This is a genomic window from Mucilaginibacter sp. (assembly GCF_041088075.1).
Taxonomy (GTDB): Bacteria; Bacteroidota; Bacteroidia; order Sphingobacteriales; family Sphingobacteriaceae; genus Mucilaginibacter_A.
Genome location: NZ_JBGCVY010000024.1, coordinates 81,999 through 97,382, shown reverse-complemented (window position 1 = coordinate 97,382; position 15,384 = coordinate 81,999). Strand labels below are relative to the sequence as shown.

Annotated in this window: 14 protein-coding genes; 6 read left to right on the top strand and 8 right to left on the bottom strand. The window is 40.6% G+C overall.

The annotated features are described in order from the left end of the window. Positions 1-2,019, top strand: a 2,019-nt coding sequence (locus V5804_RS05175) for an FUSC family membrane protein (protein WP_369590313.1), incomplete at its 5' end; no start/stop codon positions are given. Between the two features lie 303 nt (positions 2,020-2,322). Here V5804_RS05175 and V5804_RS05170 read toward each other — a convergent pair. Further along, positions 2,323-3,084 (bottom strand): TIGR03915 family putative DNA repair protein, encoded by a 762-nt coding sequence (locus V5804_RS05170; protein WP_369590312.1) that lies wholly within the window; start codon positions 3,082-3,084, stop codon positions 2,323-2,325. Position 3,085: 1 nt separating this feature from the next. Then, a complete protein-coding gene (locus V5804_RS05165) occupies positions 3,086-4,342 on the bottom strand; it encodes a putative DNA modification/repair radical SAM protein (protein ID WP_369590311.1) in 1,257 nt (418 codons plus the stop codon). A 91-nt stretch (positions 4,343-4,433) separates the two neighbouring features. Here V5804_RS05165 and V5804_RS05160 point away from each other — a divergent pair, with 91 nt between their 5' ends. The 3 genes from V5804_RS05160 to V5804_RS05150 all read left to right on the top strand — a co-directional run bounded on the left by V5804_RS05160 (position 4,434) and on the right by V5804_RS05150 (position 7,082). Next, the gene (locus V5804_RS05160; protein ID WP_369590310.1) at positions 4,434-4,847 is read left to right on the top strand and encodes an organic hydroperoxide resistance protein; all 414 of its coding nucleotides are present in this window, start codon (positions 4,434-4,436) and stop codon (positions 4,845-4,847) included. A 365-nt stretch (positions 4,848-5,212) separates the two neighbouring features. Beyond that, positions 5,213-6,010: an alpha/beta fold hydrolase gene (locus V5804_RS05155; RefSeq protein WP_369590309.1), complete on the top strand. Its 798-nt coding sequence runs from the start codon at positions 5,213-5,215 to the stop codon at positions 6,008-6,010. 19 nt (positions 6,011-6,029) lie between these two features. Next, positions 6,030-7,082: a PAS domain-containing protein gene (locus tag V5804_RS05150; RefSeq protein WP_369590308.1), complete on the top strand. Its 1,053-nt coding sequence runs from the start codon at positions 6,030-6,032 to the stop codon at positions 7,080-7,082. Positions 7,083-7,174: 92 nt separating this feature from the next. Here the strand turns inward: V5804_RS05150 and truA are convergent, their stop codons facing one another. From truA to V5804_RS05135, 3 genes are read right to left on the bottom strand one after another with little or no spacing between them, the layout of a single operon-like run. Continuing rightward, positions 7,175-7,948: a tRNA pseudouridine(38-40) synthase TruA gene (truA, locus tag V5804_RS05145; protein ID WP_369590307.1), complete on the bottom strand. Its 774-nt coding sequence runs from the start codon at positions 7,946-7,948 to the stop codon at positions 7,175-7,177. A 2-nt stretch (positions 7,949-7,950) separates the two neighbouring features. Beyond that, the gene (locus V5804_RS05140) at positions 7,951-9,159 is read right to left on the bottom strand and encodes a polysaccharide deacetylase family protein (RefSeq protein ID WP_369590306.1); all 1,209 of its coding nucleotides are present in this window, start codon (positions 9,157-9,159) and stop codon (positions 7,951-7,953) included. Next, the gene (locus V5804_RS05135) at positions 9,143-10,138 is read right to left on the bottom strand and encodes a glycosyltransferase family 4 protein (RefSeq protein ID WP_369590305.1); all 996 of its coding nucleotides are present in this window, start codon (positions 10,136-10,138) and stop codon (positions 9,143-9,145) included. Before V5804_RS05135 ends, V5804_RS05140 begins: the two co-directional genes overlap by 17 nt. Positions 10,139-10,194: 56 nt before the next feature. On the opposite strand from V5804_RS05135, the gene V5804_RS05130 reads away from it, so the two are divergent. Beyond that, a complete protein-coding gene (locus V5804_RS05130) occupies positions 10,195-10,476 on the top strand; it encodes a hypothetical protein (RefSeq protein ID WP_369590304.1) in 282 nt (93 codons plus the stop codon). Positions 10,477-10,530: 54 nt separating this feature from the next. Here the strand turns inward: V5804_RS05130 and V5804_RS05125 are convergent, their stop codons facing one another. The 3 genes from V5804_RS05125 to V5804_RS05115 form a co-directional block, all read right to left on the bottom strand. Beyond that, complete coding sequence (locus V5804_RS05125) at positions 10,531-11,517, bottom strand: glycosyltransferase family 4 protein (protein ID WP_369590303.1); 987 nt, start codon at positions 11,515-11,517, stop codon at positions 10,531-10,533. Between the two features lie 276 nt (positions 11,518-11,793). Further along, positions 11,794-14,151, bottom strand: a complete 2,358-nt coding sequence (locus tag V5804_RS05120) for an endonuclease MutS2 (protein ID WP_369590302.1) — start codon at positions 14,149-14,151, stop codon at positions 11,794-11,796. A 22-nt stretch (positions 14,152-14,173) separates the two neighbouring features. Beyond that, positions 14,174-14,653 carry a DUF4296 domain-containing protein gene (locus V5804_RS05115; RefSeq protein WP_369590301.1) on the bottom strand — a complete coding sequence of 160 codons (480 nt, stop codon included), beginning with the start codon at positions 14,651-14,653 and terminating at the stop codon, positions 14,174-14,176. A gap of 40 nt (positions 14,654-14,693) precedes the next feature. On the opposite strand from V5804_RS05115, the gene V5804_RS05110 reads away from it, so the two are divergent. Next, a complete protein-coding gene (locus tag V5804_RS05110) occupies positions 14,694-15,383 on the top strand; it encodes a YggS family pyridoxal phosphate-dependent enzyme (protein ID WP_369590300.1) in 690 nt (229 codons plus the stop codon). Position 15,384: the final 1 nt, after the last annotated feature.

Here is a 15,384-nt window from a genome sequence, read left to right as displayed (position 1 = left end):
GCTTTGGGCGCATTGTGTGTAAGTGTGGTTGATGCGCCCGGCCCGGTTATTTACAAGCGCAACAGTATGCTCGTTTGCTGCGGGTTGATTTTGCTGGTTTCGCTGATTACCGGTTTTATCCAGCCAAACCTTTATTTGCTGTTTGCCGAAATTGTGTTGTTTGCCTTTTTCTTTTCCATGTTTGCGGTTTATGGCAACCGCGCTTCTTCTATCGGTACTTGCGCCCTGCTGATCATGATTTTTATGATCGAAAAACGTATGGCGCCGCAACAGGTCTTCCAATACAGCTTACTGCTTTTGGCCGGCGGAATTTGGTACACCATTTTAAGTTTAACGTTTTTCCAGATCAGGCCATACCGCGCCGCTCAACAGGCTTTGGGCGAATGTATCGGCGAAGTGGCCCAATATTTAAGGGTGAAGGCTGATTTTTATGCAGAGAAAACCAACATCGACGAAAACTATAAAAACCTGGTTTCACAGCAAATTTCGGTAAGCCAGCACCAGGATGCGGTTCGCGAACTATTGTTTAAAACGCGGGCCATTGTTAAAGAATCAACCCCAACCAGCCGAATCCTGCTGCTGACGTTTGTTGATCTGGTTGACCTTTTCGACCATATTACTTACACGCACTACAACTACGAAAGTTTGCGGAAAACGTACCAGCCTTATGGTGTTTTGGAGGAAGTTTCCAAGCTGGTACATCACATGGCGGATGAGCTGGACCGTGTTGGTTTTGCCGTTCAATCCAACAAAAAATACAAACCTGCCGGTGATTTGAACGTGGAATTGGAACAATTGAAAGTTCATATTGATGAGATCGTTTTGGCCAACCCGGAACAAAGTGTTTTGGTTTTAAAAAAGATTTTGGTGAACATGCGTAACATCATCCAGCGTTTTTTTGATCTGGCCGGCTACACACAATTCAATCCAAAAACGGCGATTAAGCCCGCACAAAACCTGGAGTTTTCCCGCTTTGTTACCCATCAGGATTATTCGCCGCGCGTGTTTCTGGAAAACCTATCCTTTAATTCGGCTACTTTTAAACATGCCTTGCGCGTGGCATTGGTTTGCGGTATCGGTTTTATCCTGGCAAAAACAGTAGCGACCGGCCACCACAGTTATTGGATTTTGCTCACCATCATCGTGATCCTGAAACCTGGTTTCAGCTTTACCCGGCAGCGCAATTTTGAAAGGCTGACCGGCACTATCGTTGGCGGCGCAATCGGTGTTTTTATTTTGTTTTTGATCCCCGACAAAACCGCACAATTTATTATTATGCTGTTTTTGATGCTGTTGACCTACAGTTTTTTGCGTTTGAATTACATCGTCAGCGTGATTTTTATGACGCCATATGTGTTGATTGCCTTTAATTTTTTGGGCGTCGAACTGGTTAAAACCGCTGAAGAACGAATTTTGGATACTTTAATCGGTTCGGCACTGGCCATCAGTTCTGTATTTGTAATTTTCCCCAATTGGGAATCCGACCAGTTGAACGAAACGTTGGGCAAGGTTTTGATCAGCAATTTGAATTATTTGAAAACCGTTGCCAATGGTTTTAATGGTTCGCCGTTAAACCTGGTCGAATACAAGCTGGCGCGGAAAGAGGTTTACGTACAATCGGGCAATCTCGCCGCGGCTTTTGAAAGGATGATCTCGGAACCGAAAAGCAAACAAAAACACGCCAAAGACTTGCACAAGTTTGTGGTTTTTAACCATATACTTTCATCGGCCATTGCAGCCATTGCCGCAAATTTGCCCGATAAAAACAGTATCACATTACCGGCACAATTTAAAGCGGTATGCCACGCGCAAACGATTTTACAGGAAACGGTCAAAAAATTAGAACCTGCAACAAATGCTTCTTCCGCAGAAACGATTGCCGCAAAAGTTGAAAACCCAAACCAAAAACCGGATTATGATTCGGCACAAATTGACATTGCTTTTTTGGACGACCAGCTTCGTTTTATTTCCAAGATCAGTTTGGATATTGCTAAAGTTACAAATGTGATTTTAAGCTGATGCTTCTTTTATCGGTATAAAACTCACTCAGAAACTGTTTAAAAACGAATTGAATTTATATTTTCATTGCCGTTGGCTTTAGCCAACGGAACAATAGCGGACGTTAAAGGCTTTAGCCGAATCAAGATAATCAGTTTTTGGCTAAAGCCTGCTTTCTAATTTATGCAACCGTTGACTGAAGTCAACGGCAATGAATTTCTTCCATCATATATTCCTGAAATCAAACTTAAACAGTTTCTTGCAATCCAATACTTTTAATGCTTCTTTTATCCCCCTAAAACTTACAACCTACAACCATTCCCCCTAAATCTTCTCCGTCAAATGTTTCCAATACCGTTTCGGCACGTGCTGCAAATGCAGTTTGGTGTTTTTCCGTGCCGGGATATTCACGTGTTTAAAATAATCTTTCCACAACGCCTGGTACAAGGTTTCATCTTCGGAATACGAGGAAATGAGGGTTTTCCCATCCTGCTTGCTGGATGCAAAATTTAACTGTATAAAAACAGCATCCTGCAAATCGTAATAAATGCCGTACGCGCGTTTGATGTCGTAAATAATCCATTTCTGATCGGCATAACGGCGTTTAAAATGCTGTAAGATCAGCGGCAAAACATTAAAATCAGGTTCGATGGAAGCATAAAAAATACCGTCGGCCATTTTCTGGAAACGCACAAACGCTTCCATCCGGTGCTTTTCGCGGCGCACCAGTTTCAACACATACGAAAGCCGCATCACGTATTTGTTGCCGAAATCCTGTTCAATGGTTTCGTTCGTGCTAAAAGCGTAGCGGATAAAACCGAGCAAATTGTCTTCCTCGCCGGCAATTTCCGACAAATGCGCGGCATACAAACGCTGCACGCCGCCCGCCGCCAAACGCTGGTGCAAGCCTTTTAAAACGCGGTTAGCTTTTACCGTATCGGACACAATGCTTCTTTTAGCATCAAAAAAATTGGGTTGGAGCAAATGCTCGGGGCAAATGCTTACTTCGGTCAATTTGTGTTCGTAAATTTCGAAAACCGCGGTGAGCAAACCTTCAAAAGTGCCGTCGTAAATTAAAGTGATCATATCAAAAAAGGCTGAGCTGGTTGGGTTTTTGTTTGAGGTATTTGCTTTGCGATTCGGCCAAAATAAATTGTTTGATCTTGGTGCCCGAAAGTTCGCGCCGCTCAAAATCCTGACTGTTGCAAACAATAAAATATCGGGCGCGGTTTACGGCGATGCCCATCGCTTTTAAATGTTCCCAATTGAGTTTGCCAAACTTGCGCCCGCTTACAATTTTTTTGGCCGATTCTACACCAATCCCCGGCACGCGAACAATCAATTGCAAATCGGCTTTATTAATATCAATAGGAAAATGCTGCAAGTTTCGGATCGCCCAACTCAATTTCGGATCAATATCCAAATCCAAATGCGGGTTGTTTTGGTCCACAATTTCACGCACGTTAAAACCGTAAAAACGCATCAGCCAATCGGCCTGGTACAAACGGTTTTCGCGCACCATCGGCACGGCCGAACTTAAACCCGGCAGCCGGTTATCGTTGCTCACCGGCACGTAGCCCGAATAATAAACCCGTTTTAAGTTGAAGGAATTGTAAAAATGATTGGCCGTGTACAAAATCTGCCGGTCGTTTTCCGGCGTGGCGCCAATCACCATTTGCGTACTTTGTCCGGCCGGCGCAAACAGCGGTGCTTTTTTAAACAGTGTTTTTTCTTCCTGGCGAAGGATGATCTCGTTTTTGATGAAATTCATCGGCTTGATCATGTCCTTTTGGTTTTTGTCCGGTGCCAGCAATTTTAATCCGGCTTCCGTTGGCAGTTCCAGGTTTACGCTCAAACGATCGGCGTACAATCCGGCTTCGCGCATCAGTTCATCGCTTGCGCCGGGAATAGATTTGAGATGGATGTAGCCGTTAAACTTATGTTCCGTGCGCAGTTTTTTGGCGATACGCACCAGCCTTTCCATCGTAAAGTCGGCATCTTTAAAAATCCCGGAACTCAAAAACAAACCTTCGATGTAATTGCGCCGGTAAAAGTTCATCGTCAAATCCACCACTTCCTGCACGGTAAAAGCAGCACGTTTGATGTCGTTGCTTTTACGCGAAACACAATAAGCGCAATCAAAAATGCAATGGTTGGTGAGCAAAATTTTCAGCAGCGAAACGCACCTTCCGTCCTCGGTATAAGTGTGGCAAATGCCGTTGCTGGCATCGCCCAAACCTTTATTGTGGTTTTTGCGCTTGCTGCCACTCGAGGCGCAGGAAACATCGTACTTGGCCGCGTCTGCTAAAATGGAAAGCTTTTCCCTGATCCGTTCATCGTTCATACCGCTAATATACTAATTATTTTAGTATTTAGTTTCGCTCAAATCAAACAAAAGTTTTAAACATAGCGTTAGTTGGGCAAATACATAGAAAATGGAAACATTATATACTGCTGTAGTTACAGCAAAAGGTGGCCGCGAAGGCACCGTAAAATCAGCCGATGGTGTGATTGATTTACAATTGAAAATGCCGGCAGAAATGGGCGGCGAAGCAGGTTACGCCAACCCCGAACTGCTTTTTGCCGCTGCCTGGGGAAGCTGCTATTTGGGCGCTTTGGGTTCTGTGGGAAAACGAGATAATGTGGACGTAAGCGAAGCAACGGTAGATGTACACGTTAGTTTTAACCAGGAAAGTGCCGCTTCTTATGTTTTGTCGGCCGAACTGCATGTTCATATTCCAGGCGTTGACTTGGAAAAAGCGCAAAAGCTGGCCGATGCGGCGCACAAAGGTTGCCCGTACTCAAAAGCAACACGCGGAAATGTAGAAACAAAGATCATTGCCGAATAAGCAGTTGTTTTTTGCAGGATTGGATTTTAAAAGCTGATATTTTTTTATCGGCTTTTTTTATGCGCCATATTTTTCAAACTGCTTTACTGATAATTTGCTGCTTCAGGCTTCCGCTTTTTGATGCTTCTTTTATCACCTAAAAATTGGTGTGTGCTGGTTTGATTAATTGCCACGAGCCTTCAGGCCGTGGACAAAGGAAGAACAAAAACGGCTTTAGCCAAAAACAAAAAAGCCTAATTTTTATGGCATAAAAGAAGCATTGAAAAACAAGCCGGGATGAACGCAAACAATTGATTAAGTGTGCAACGATATTGAACCTTTACAAAAACCTAAACGTATAAAAAGCCCAAAACCATAAAAGCCAAATGACCGATATTATAAAAAGGAACAATGTAAAAATCTTTGGAAACGGCGAAAAGGTTATTTTATTTGCCCATGGTTTCGGGGGCGACCAAACCGCCTGGCGATATGTTTTTGATGCTTTTACCGATGATTACAAAGTTATTCTTTTTGATTATGTCGGAACAGGAAATTCTGATCATTCCGCTTATAAGCCCGAACTGTACAATTCTTTAAGAGGCTTTGCACAAGATGTGTTAGACATTTGTAAAGCTTTGCAACTGAACCAGGTTATTTATGTTGGCCATTCTGTAAGCAGTATGATCGGGTTGCTGGCAGCGTTGGAAAAACCGGAGTATTTTGAAAAATTGGTTTTTCTTGGCCCGTCTGCACGCTATTTAAACGATGGCGATTATATCGGCGGGTTGGAAAGAAGTGATTTGGATGCGTTGTTTGAAATGTTGGACCATAATTATTTAGGTTTTTCTCAAATGATGGCACCTGCAATTATGGGCGAAAAAAACACAATAGAAAAACAAAACGAGCTGACCGATAGTTTTTGTGCAGTTGACCCGGCCGTTTCTCAAAATTTTGCACGCGTAACTTTGCTTTCCGACCATCGCGCAAAACTACCTTTTTTAACTGTCCCAAGTTTAACTTTGCAATGTATGGATGATGTGATGGCGCCGGAAACAGCCGGACAATACATTCAAAAAAATACGCCCGGAAACACTTACTTAGAATTATATACAAGTGGCCATTGTCCGCATCTAAGTTCGCCGGAAAAAGTAATCAAAGCCATAAAAGATTATATCCAAAATTGAAAGTTTTAGTAATAAAGTAGTGGAGCCATTACATCCAAACCAGCAGGATTTATTAACAAGTACAGAATTTTTGTATGAAAATTCGCCTTGCGGAATTGTGTCTTTTTCTCCTGACGGAAACATTTTTCGCGTTAATAAAACTTTGTTAAATTGGATTGGATTAAGTTGTGAAGAAATTGTTGGGCAAAAGAAGTTCCATGATATTTTAAGTGTTGGCGGCAAGCTTTATTACCAAATGGTTGCTTTGCCTTTGCTTAACCGCCAAGGTTTTATCAATGAAATTAACTTTGATATTGATTTAAAAAACGACACCGCTTTTCCAAGTTTGGTCAACGCTATAATCATCAAAGGAGACGATGGAAAAACGATAGCCATACATGCAACTGTCCTTAAAATTACAGACCGTAAAAAATATGAATCCGAGCTTTTAAGGTCGAAACAATTGGCAGAAGAAGAACGGAAACGTTTTGAATCGCTTTCCAACATTATCCCCGAAATTATCTGGACTGCCTTGGCCAACGGGAACATCAATTTTATGAACGAGCGTTTCTTTGAATATTTTAAACATGCAAATGTAAGTTCGAAAAAATCTGCTTTGATACAATTGTTTCATCCGCAACATCGGAAAGAAATATTTAAACTTTGGGTTGAAGCTGTAAAAAACGGAGAGAAATTTGAAGCGGAAGTTTTGCTTAAAAAGCATTCGGGCAATTTCGAATGGTTTTTGATTCGTGCCGTTCCGTATAAAAATCCCAATGATCAAATTGAAATGTGGTTTGGATCATGCACCAACGTACACGAACATGTGATGCAGCAAAAATTGGCCGTAGAAAATCTGAACAACAGTTTATCCGAAGCCAGCTATATCATCTCTTCCAAAGAAAAAACACTGGAAGAAATTGCTTACAGTCAATCACATATGGTACGGCGGCCGCTGGCAAATATCATTGGTTTGGTAGAAATGCTGGAAACCACAGAAGAAACATCGGCCAACAACGCCATTGTTGCAATGTTAAAGCAAAGCGCTTCAGAATTGGATGTAACGGTAAAAGAAATTGTATTCAAAGTTTGATTTAACTTGGATATAAGTTGATGCTTCTTTTATGGCATAAAAGTTGGTGCCAACCTCAACCTTTTGCCTTACACCTCACAACCTTTTACCTTTCAACCTTTCGCCTCAAAACCTTGATTAGGTAAATCTAAAAAAGGATAAGCAACTTTAGAAAGATGCAAACCTTGCGGATAAGCCAAATCTAAAATTGCAGGTGTTTCTTTGCTGATGAGGTGATGTTCAAATTCATCAACGCTCATTTTTCCGGTTCCGATCTTGAGTAGTTTTCCTACAATTATCCTGATCATTTTACTTAAAAAACGGTTGGCCGAAACTTGGATACGGATATGTTTTTCATCGTCATCAACAATTAAACTTACCGAACTTATATTGCAAATGGTATGTTCGTATTTTGCAGGAGTTGTACAAAAAGCACGGTAATCCTGGTGCACAAGCAACAACTGCAAAGTTTTGTCCATTTGTTCTAAGTTGAGATTTTTTAACTGGTAAAAAGAGCTTGTGCTGCTTATAAAAGGGTTTTTATAAGTATGGATATGGTAATTGTAAGTCCGTAGATAAGCATCAAAACGGGCATGTTGCTTTGCCTCCACTTGGATGATATTAAAAATAGCAATATCGGCAGGCAGGGCTTTGTTTAGACGGAAAAGCAATTCTTCAACATCAATTATAGCTAAATCAGCATGAAAAAAGAACTGGCTTGCATGCACGCCTGCATCGGTACGGCCGCAACCATTTATCGAAATTGGTATTTTTAAAACCTGCGCTAACTTGTCTTCCAGTACTTGCTGCACTGTTGTTGTGCCGGCATGTTTTTGCCAGCCGCTGTAATTGGTTCCAAGATAAGCAATGTGGAAAAAGTACCTCAAGTTTAAAAGTTAAGTTTTTGCTGCAACTTGGATTTTATAAATAACAATTGTTTTTTAAACAGCAAAAGTTTTTGTTTCCGGGAGATGTTATTATTTATTGTAAAATTGTGATTTGCATAACTAAAAATTGCTGCCTGCCGCATAAAAGGAGCATTTCGGGTAAGTTTTCCTTTTTCTAAAGTAAGATAACTTCCATCATAACAACGCAGCATGATACTGTTTTTATCAACCGGGATTATATCAAACTTTTCAGTTTCGTTAATTTCGAAATGCTTTGCTTTAATTTCGTTTTCGGCAGAACTTAGATAAAAATTATTTGCTGCCCGAAAAGCAAATTTGCCATAACCTAAATCTTTTAATGTAAACAAATTATGCGGGTTGCCAGGCTTTCCGTTGGCAAATAAATCAGTCTTATTGTTAAGGCAAACATATTTTTCTTTACCGATGCGCAGCGTAAATTTTGGTTCTTGCAACGATGCTGTTTTTATCGGCACAATTTCATCCAAACGTACAAATTCGTAACCTTGCCCCAGCAACTGCGGGATTAGGATTTTCAGCAGATCCAATGTTTTGTTGTGCGGTTTTACCACATCCATATCCGCAATTTCATCATGAAAAACCACAATGCCGCGCTGTTCATTATGTTCAATATCAGACAAATAACGGTCTGCCGCATCTTTTACCGGCCAATTGTTTTGCCAGTAATAACAATCAATCCCGGCAATTTCCCAATAAACCGGGCCGATATGGCTTGCCGTTAAAATACTTTGGTTTAGTTCCTGTGCTACTTCTGCCGACCATTTTCCATACGGTGCCCTAAAGTAAACCCGATCACTATCTACAAAAGGTTTGATAACGGCGTCTGTCCTTAAAACCTGGTCAATGATGTCACCATTGACCGAAACATAATAAGGCAAGTCGGGGTGTTCATAAGTATGGTTTCCAATCAAATGGCCCATTTCCTTCAGTTCTTTCAAAATTTCCGGGTGATAGAATGCATATTTTCCTACCACAAAAAATGTTGCCTGGATATGGTGTTCAAATAAAAAACGGGCAATGGCAAGGGTGTGGCTTCCTGGCCCGTCATCAAAAGTGAGGCAGAGGGTTTTTGCAGGAAGATCTGTTCCGTTGAAAGAGTTTTGCTGATACAAATGGAAAAGGGCTAAGTCTAAATTAAAATAACTTTTCTTGCTTTTACGCTGCTTTATCAAAAATAGATAAATATTTTTTTGCAACAGCCTGCTTGTCAAAATTACTTAAATATTCTTTTAGTTCTTCCTGGCTGTGATTGGGTTGGTTTGTATTTAGCAATGCTTCTTTTAGCAACTGGTTTAATTGCAATACATTTTCTGATTGAAACAACCTGCCAAAGCTGCCAACAGCTTCTGATAAACCGCCTGCATTTGCTGCAATAACCCGACAGCCGCAAGCCAGGCCTTCTAAAGCCACAATTCCAAAACCTTCTTTTCCGTTGGATGGGATAACCATCGTTTTATGTCTGTTTAATATTTCTACAATTTCTTCGCTGCTTTTGGTTCCAACAAAGGCAATTTGTTTGGTTAAATTCAAACTTGCAGTCAGGGTTTTCAAATTCTCCAATTCCGGCCCATCGCCAACGATAGTTACTTTAAAAGGTTTAGGCAAATTGCGGCAAGCTTTGATCAATGTATCACAACCTTTTTGTGTAACCAACCGCCCAACAAAAACAAAATCATGTGTTCTTTCCACCAGATTTATATGTTTAAAAACAGCATTGTCATAACAATTGTAAACCACTTCTGATTTTGTACGCAACGAATCGGCAATACTTTTACTAACAGCAATATTTTTTGTGGAAAATTTAATCATCAACAATTTTAAAAGTGAAAGAAAATTGGTTTTGTTGGTTAACGAAAAATCATTTTGAGAAATAACCCAATTTTTACGCGGATTCATTAAAAGTGGCCAGATGCCTTTTAGCGAGATGTTTGGCATATAATAGACATCGCACCAGGCAAACAATTTCGCTATTTCTAACGCATTTGCTTCGTAGTAAACATCAATACCTTCCAAATATGCACGCTGTTTTTGTTGTGCAATTACTTTAACCTCGTGGCCTTTTTCAATAAATTCCTGAGTCAAATTCAATGTCAGGTTTTCGATGCCGCCACGTAAAGGATAAAAGACAGTGCTAAAGATCAAGATTTTCATGATGATTGTTTCTTAAATTTTTTGTAGTATGATTCGATTACGCTTAGCCAATAAAAATGCCAACCGAAACACAAACTTGGGAACAGGCCTCTACAAAAAGCACCTATAAAAGAAGCATGATTAAAAATGCAAGATTCATTTTTATAAAAGGAAAAAGAAATACAATTGCTATCCTTTCAAGAACAGCTGCTTTCTTAGAAAAAGAAAAACTTATATCAAAAGAAAAACTACAAGTTATTACTGCAATAAGAAAAATTAAGGTAAAACAGCCTGTATTATTTTTGAAAAATCAGCAAATGAATGTTATAGGGGATTTTGGGGGAAATAGAACTTTTTAGGATGGGTTTAATTCCACAATTTGGGGAAATTGCGGGTATCGAATTATATTAGATTTACTCAAAAACGGATAGATATTGTTGAGCAACCACTGCTGTTTTGTAATGGCTTAAATACTTGGCTAATTCTTCCTGGCTGTAATTTGGCTGATTGATGTTTAATAATGCTTCTTTTAGCAACAGGTTTAATTGTTGCACATCGCCTGGTTTAAACATTCGTCCAAATTGGCCAACGGCTTCTGTTAAACCGCCGGCACTTGCTGCAATAACGCGGCAATTGCAAGCCAAACCTTCCAAAGCGACAATGCCAAAACCTTCTTTTCCTCGTGATGGGATCACCAATGTTTTGTGCTGGTTCAATACAGCTGCAATCTGTACACTCTGCAACGTCCCGGTAAAAGTAATTTGCACTGAAAGGTTCAATTGATTTACCAAGGCTTTCATAGCTTCCATTTCCAATCCGTCGCCGATAATCGTTAATGTAAAAGGTTTAGGCAAACCAGCGCAAGCTTTTATCAACACATCACATCCTTTTTGAGAAACCAAGCGGCCGACAAAAACAAAATCAAGCGTTCTTTCTGCGGTACTTTCTACCTTAAAAACAGCATCGTTGTAACAATTGTAAATCACTTTTGAAGGGGTGCCTAAAGATTTAGCCACACTTTTACTGACTGCAATATTGGCCGAAGTCAATTTGATCAAAAACAATTTAAAAAGCGAAAAAGGATCTTTTTGATGGGTAAGCGAGAAATCATTAAAAGAAATAACCCATTTTTTACGCGGATTAATGAGCATCGGCCAAACACCTTTTAAAGAAATATTAGGCATGTAATACACGTTGCACCACAAAAATAATTGCCAAGTTTTTAAAATTCCCGGTGCATAATAAACCTCAATATTTTGTATGGGCTTGCTTTGCTTTTGGTAAGTAATCACTTTAACCTGGTGGCCTTTTTCAATAAATTCTGTACAAAGATTTAGTGTGAGGTTTTCAATACCGCCACGCAAAGGATAAAAAACTGTACTGAAAATTAAGATTTGCATGAAGAATGCTTAACTGAAAAATACAATTATAAAATTTATGTCCTTGATTTTCTGTGTATTGACAAATATAATATTTTACGAATATACAAATTACAACAGCTTTTCCAAATTGTAAAAATCGCAATCAATCAAAAGTTTTTTCCAAGATACGGCTGTTTGCTATTTTAGGTTTTTAATGAAAAGATAATTGTAAAAAGATTTAAATTATAAATGCTTCTTTTACCACACCAAATTTAGGGTGGTAAAAGAAGCATTGCTTGTGAAACTTTGAAATTTTTATTTCAAATAAACATAAGTAATTCCGTCGCCGCCGCGGTCGGCGTGTTCGTCTTCCACGTGGCTTACTTCGCTGTATTTTTTCAGGTAATCGCGGATCAGTTTCCGCAAAATACCGTCGCCTTTTCCGTGGATGATTTTTAAAGATCCCACGCCCATCATAATCGCGCGGTCTAAATATTTTTCGATTTCGTACAACGTTTCTTCGCCGCGTTTGCCGCGTACGTCAATCTCCGGACTAAAACTTGCCGTATCATTTAAAGCCGAATTGTAAGAACGTCGGATTTCTTTCGGCACTTCTTTCCTACTTACTTTGTGCACTTTTTTTCGCTTGGCAACCGTGCGCAAATCGCCGATGGCAATAATCACGTTGTCGCGCGCCAGCTCCATCACCTGGCCCATCGTTTCCGAATCGTTCAGTTTCACCCAATCGCCAACTTCAATTTCGGGTGCTTCTTTTACCGGTACAATTTCAGGTTTAACCGTATTTTTCTGTAGTTCGTGGTTCAGGTTTTCGCGCAGGTTTCGCGTGGTTTCTTTATCGGCGTTGCTGCTTTTTATTTCGGCAATCGTGTTTTCAACCAACTTATTGGCATCCTGGATAATTGTTTTCGCCTGGATTTTTGCTTCGCGCAGCAAGGCTTTTTTGTTTTCTTCCAGGTAATTTTTCAATTCTTCATTTTCCCGAAGCAAAACATTGGCCCTCCGCTCCTGCTTTTGCAGGTTCAGTTTGGCATCCAAAACTTCTTTTTTGTCGCGTTCCAAGTCAATCAGCAACGTATCTACTTTTTTCTGGTTTACGCCGATTTTGTTTTTCGCCGCATCAATCACATTTCGCGGCAAACCAATTTTCTGCGCAATTTCAAACGCGTACGAACTTCCGGGTTTGCCAACCTCCAGAATATACAAAGGCCGTAATTGCAAGTTATCAAACAACATCGAAGCATTTTCCAAGCCCGGCGTGTTGCTGGCAAACAATTTTAAGTTGGAATAATGCGTGGTGATGACGCCTTTCGTCCGTTTTTGGTTGAGGGATTCTAAAACTGCTTCTGCAATCGGGCCGCCAAATTGCGGATCGGTTCCGGTTCCAAACTCGTCAATTAAAATCAACGTTTTGCTGTCGGCCATCTCCACAAAATATTTCATTTTGGACAGGTGCGCGCTGTACGTGCTCAAATCGCTTTCGATAGATTGGTCATCGCCAATATCTGCAAAAATCTGCCGGAAAACACCGATTTCACTTTGTTCCGAAGCAGGAATCAGCAAACCGGCCTGCACCATCAGTTGCAGCAAACCGACGGTTTTCATACAGACCGATTTTCCGCCGGCATTCGGACCCGAAACCACAATAATCCTATCCGTTTCGTCAATTTTAATATTGAGCGAAACCACGCTTTTTTGCTCTTTTTTGTACGATAAAAGAAGCAAAGGATGGCTGGCATTGATCAAATTAATGCGCATTTCGGAAACCAGGATTGGCATTTCTGCTTCAATATCCAAAGCAAACAAAGCTTTTGCCCGTACAAAATCCAACTTAGTGAGCAGGCCGTGGTAAGAAATCAAAATGGGAACGTAAGGCCGAAGTTCATCCGTTAGTCCGGTCAAAATCTTGATGATTTCCCGCCGCCGGTCAAATTCCAAATCCCGAACGCGGTTGTTCAGCATAAAAACTTCTTCCGGTTCTACATAAACCGTTTGGCCGGAAGAAGATTCGTCGTGGATAAACCCTTTTAACTTGCGTTTATTTTCCGACAGCAACGGAATACACAAACGGCCATCGCGAATGGTTAAAGAACCATCTGCCGTCCAGCCATTGTTGCCTGCATTTTTAAAAATCTGTTCGATAGTTTTTCGCGCTGCTTGTTCGGCCTGCGCAATTCCCGCCGTAATTTCCTGCAACTCGCGCGAAGCATTTGGCCGCACTTTTCCTTTCGGGTCCAGCACGCGGTCTATCGCTTTTAAAATATTTTTTTCGATAGGCAAATGTTCAAACAAAGCTTCCAAATTTGGGTACAAACCGGCGCGCTCGTTAAAATAAGCCAGAACGGCAAAAACCGTTGTCAACGATTGCTGCACTTGGAAAAATTCATCTTCCGATAAAAAAGTGCCTTCCACCCGTGCTTTTTTTGCCAGTGTTTTAATGTCGTGAAAATTGCTGATCGGCAACGCCGTATCGTTGGTCAGGATGTTTTTGAACTCCGAAGTCTGCCGTAAAAACTTCTGTATCTGGTCGAAGTTGTTCATCACCTGGATCTTGTCCACCATTTCCTGGCCCATCACACTCAGGCATTTGGCTTTAATCAGTTGTTTGATCTCGGTAAAACCCAGTTTATCTTCGCTATTTTTGGGGTAAATCATTCCGTATTCTTTCTGTTTTGCATTACCTTGCTGCAACTTTTTTCGCTTTTGATTTTTTTATCGAATCCTGTTTGATGCTTCTTTTAACCGAGTCTTTTTTGGCTGTTTTGGCGGTAGAATCCATCCGCAATTTGGTTTTGCGCATTTCTTCGGCGGCCTGCAATTTCACAAGCGAATCGTTTTTGGCCTTTAAACGCGCAACCACTTCTTTGTAGATGTCGTTCATATCGTTCAAATGGTAAGAATAATATTGAAAGCTTTTTCTAAACTGCGCCGAATCCACGCCGTACCTTTTAAAAATGGCCATGTACAAACCATTGCCGCGGTAACTTAAACTGTCCGGAATCTGTGTGCCTGCGCCCAGATAACCATCGGCCAAATGGACATCAACCATCAGCGGAACAAATTTTTCTTTCCCGATCAAATTAGCGGGCGCGTTATCTTTATTACAGGCACCTAAAAACAGCACGATGAAAGAAAACAGGATTTTATAAAATCGCATTATGTAGTTTTGCAACAATTTCATTCAAAATTACGGATTAATGAGCATTGCAGATAACATCAAAAACTTAAAAAAAGAAACCGGCGACGATAATGTGAAGCTGATCGCGGTTTCGAAAACCAAACCGGTTGAGGTTTTGCAGGAAGCTTATGACGCTGGGCAGCGTGTTTTTGGCGAGAACAACGTGCAGGAAATGGTAGAAAAACAGGAAAAACTGCCCAAAGATATCGAGTGGCATTTGATCGGCCATTTGCAAACCAACAAAGTAAAATACATTGCTTCTTTTATCAGCCTGATCCATTCGGTTGATAGTTTAAAGTTGTTGCAGGAGATTGATAAACAGGCCGCAAAAAACAAACGCGTGATTGATTGTTTGCTTCAGATTTATATTGCCGACGAAGAAACCAAATTCGGTTTAGGTTTTGATGAAGCAATTGAACTGCTGCGTTCCGAAGAATTTGCGGCTTTAAAAAACGTGCGAATTGTTGGTTTGATGGGAATTGCCACAAACACCGATAATGAAAAACAATTAAAGGAAGAGTTTTACGAACTGCATACTTTTTTTGACGGCATAAAAACCAGCTTTTTCCGCAAAGAAGAATCTTTTAAAGAACTTTCGATGGGCATGTCGGCCGATTATAAAATTGCGATTGAAGAAGGCAGCACGATGATCCGGGTTGGCAGTTTGATTTTCGGGCAACGTTTGATCCCGCATTGGAAAAACAATTAAC